Below are 2,124 nucleotides of genomic sequence, written 5' to 3'. Positions count from 1 at the left end.
CCAACACTCTGATTTTCAAAGGTACCGTCGATTTAGGTGACAACAGCACCTTAGCCGTCACCATTAATGGTGTGGTTTACACCACCGCCAACGGCTTAGTGATTGATGCGCAAGGTAACTGGAGTGTCGACCTGACCGGTACTGTGCTGCCTGACGGCATTTACCCTGTCAGCGCCACCGTCACCGACGTGGCCGGCAACAGCAAAACCGTTACCCAAGATGTGGTGATTGACACCAAGATTGACCAAGACGGTGACGGTAACACCGTGGCCATCACCGCCATCACCCAAGACACTGGCAGCTCCAGCAGTGACTTTATCACCAACGACAACACTCTGATTTTCAAAGGTACCGTCGATTTAGGTGACAACAGCACCTTAGCCGTCACCATTAATGGTGTGGTTTACACCACCGCCAACGGCTTAGTGATTGATGCGCAAGGTAACTGGAGCGTCGACCTGACCGGTACTGTGCTGCCTGACGGCACTTACCCTGTCAGCGCCACCGTCACCGACGTGGCCGGCAACAGCAAAACCGTTACCCAAGATGTGGTGATTGACACCAAGATTGACCAAGACGGCGACGGTAACACCGTGGCCATCACCGCCATCACCCAAGACACCGGCAGCTCCAGCAGTGACTTTATCACCAACGACAACACTCTGATTTTCAAAGGTACTGTCGATTTAGGTGACAACAGCACCTTAGCCGTCACCATCAATGGTGTGGTTTACACCACCGCCAACGGCTTAGTGATTGATGCGCAAGGTAACTGGAGCGTCGACCTGACCGGTACTGTGCTGCCTGACGGCACTTACCCTGTCAGCGCCACCGTCACCGACGTGGCCGGCAACAGCAAAACTGTTACCCAAGATGTGGTGATTGACACCAAGATTGACCAAGACGGTGACGGTAACACCGTGGCCATCACCGCCATCACCGAAGACACCGGCAGCTCCAGCAGTGACTTTATCACCAACGACAACACCCTGATTTTCAAAGGTACCGTCGATTTGGATGACAACAGCACCTTAGCCGTCACCATCAATGGCACAACCTACACTGTCGGCAGTGGCTTAGTGATTGATGCACAAGGTAACTGGAGCGTGGACCTGACTGGCACTGTGCTGCCTGACGGCACCTACCCCGTCACGGCCACCGTCACCGATGCCGCTGGCAACAGCAAAACCGTCACCCAAGATGTGGTGATTGACACCAAGATTGACCAAGACGGTGACGGTAACACCGTGGCCATCACCGCCATCACCGAAGACACCGGCAGCTCCAGCAGTGACTTTATCACCAACGACAACACCCTGATTTTCAAAGGTACCGTCGATTTGGATGACAACAGCACCTTAGCCGTCACCATCAATGGTGTGGTTTACACCACCGCCAACGGCTTAGTGATTGATGCACAAGGTAACTGGAGCGTGGACCTGACTGGCACTTTGCTGCCTGACGGCACCTACCCCGTCACGGCCACCGTCACCGACGCCGCTGGCAACAGCAAAACCGTCACCCAAGATGTGGTGATTGACACCAATGCTCCAGTAGTTAACCTCACAATCACTGAAGATACCAACAACGACGGCCTGCTCAGCAGCGCCGAACTCAGCGGTCAAGTGAACTACCAAGTCACCCTCGGTGCAGGTACCTCCATCGGCGATACCTTAGTAATTGTCGACCAAGATGGTAACGAGCTGTTTAATGGTACAGTCACTCTGGACATGCTGAATAACGGCCTGAGTTTAGCGGTCGATGCCCCAGATGAAGGCAAGACCCTGATTTTAACTGCTACGGTCACAGATCCTGCAGGTAACACCGATAATGCCAGCGACGTTGTAACAATAGACACCACAGCACCCACTGCACCGACCGTATTGATCGTCGATGACGGCAATCCAGGTGATGGCTCACTCACGCAAGCCGAAATCAACGGTGATGGCGTACAGCTCCAAGTCACCATCAACCATGCCGACTTTGCTGAAGGCGGTCACGTGAACCTGACTATCGTCAATGGCACCGCGACCACCGATGTGGAACTGAAGCTGGTGAATGGGGCGCTGCAGTTTGCTGACGGCACTCCGGCGACAGGCTACAGCTACAACGCCACCACCGGCG

The 2,124-nt window shown here is 54.4% G+C and carries 1 protein-coding gene; it reads left to right on the top strand.

All coding sequences use genetic code 11. From position 1 onward, the window contains the following. Positions 1 to 2,124 (top strand): Ig-like domain-containing protein (locus AEA42_RS22365; protein WP_197278447.1); only part of this gene is annotated, 2,124 nt, incomplete at both ends.

Source organism: Shewanella sp. Sh95 (assembly GCF_001308045.1).
Taxonomy (GTDB): domain Bacteria; phylum Pseudomonadota; class Gammaproteobacteria; order Enterobacterales; family Shewanellaceae; genus Shewanella; species Shewanella xiamenensis.
Note: the sequence above shows the minus strand (reverse complement) of the source record. Positions and strands in the feature narration are given on the sequence as shown.